The 1,277-nt window shown below is 62.2% G+C and carries 1 protein-coding gene; it reads left to right on the top strand.

Annotated elements, in window-relative coordinates:
- The coding region (glyA, locus tag RUM8411_RS22385; protein ID WP_306373002.1) for a serine hydroxymethyltransferase at positions 1–1,273 on the top strand (1,273 nt) is incomplete at its 5' end.
- Positions 1,274–1,277 lie beyond the last annotated feature (4 nt).

The raw sequence follows: 1,277 nt of genomic DNA on the forward strand, positions 1-1,277 counted from the left end.
CGGTTTTTTCACCCAGTCCCTGTCTGAGCGCGACCCCGAGCTGTTCGGCTCGATCACATCCGAGCTGGGCCGCCAGCGCGACGAGATCGAGTTGATCGCGTCCGAGAACATCGTCTCGGCCGCCGTGATGCAGGCGCAGGGTTCAGTGATGACCAACAAATACGCCGAAGGCTATCCCGGTCGGCGTTATTATGGCGGTTGCCAGTTCGTCGATGTCGCCGAAAACCTGGCCATCGACCGGGCCAAGGAGTTGTTTGGCTGTGGCTTTGCCAACGTCCAACCGAACTCGGGCAGCCAGGCCAACCAGGGCGTGTTTCAGGCGCTGATCCAGCCCGGTGACACCATTCTGGGCATGAGCCTGGACGCCGGTGGCCACCTGACCCACGGCGCCCGTCCGAACCAGTCGGGCAAGTGGTTCAACGCTGTGCAATACGGCGTGCGCAAAGAAGACAACATGCTGGACTATGACCAGGTTGAGGCGCTGGCCAAAGAGCATAACCCCAAGCTGATCATCGCCGGAGGCTCGGCCATCCCGCGCCAGATCGACTTTGCCCGCATGCGCGAAATTGCCGACATGGTCGGCGCCTATCTGCACGTGGACATGGCGCATTTCGCCGGTCTGGTGGCGGCAGGCGAACACCCCAGCCCCTTCCCACATGCGCATGTGGCGACCACCACCACGCACAAGACCCTGCGCGGCCCACGTGGGGGCATGATCCTGACCAATGATGAAGATATCGCTAAGAAAGTGAATTCAGCGATCTTCCCGGGCATTCAGGGCGGCCCGCTGATGCATGTGATCGCGGCCAAGGCCGTGGCCTTTGGCGAGGCGCTGCGGCCCGAGTTCAAGGACTATATCAAACAGGTCGTGACCAACGCGCAGGCGCTGTCGGATCAGCTGATCAAGGGCGGTCTGGATACGGTTACTCATGGCACCGACACCCATGTCGTGCTGGTCGATCTGCGGCCCAAGGGCGTGACCGGCAACATCGTCGACAAAGCTCTGGGCCGGGCGCATATCACCTGCAACAAGAATGGCGTGCCTTTTGACCCGGAAAAGCCAACCGTCACCAGCGGCATCCGCCTGGGGTCGCCCGCCGGCACCACCCGTGGGTTCGGTGAGGCTGAGTTCCGCCAAATCGCCGACTGGATCATCGAGGTGGTCGACGGCCTGGCCGCCAATGGCGAAGACGGCAACAGCGCCGTCGAAGCCAAGGTCAAGGCCGAGGTCGCAAACCTCTGCGCCAAATTCCCGCTCTATCCAAACCTGTAAGACG

This window comes from Ruegeria meonggei, assembly GCF_900172215.1.
Classification (GTDB): Bacteria; Pseudomonadota; Alphaproteobacteria; order Rhodobacterales; family Rhodobacteraceae; genus Ruegeria; species Ruegeria meonggei.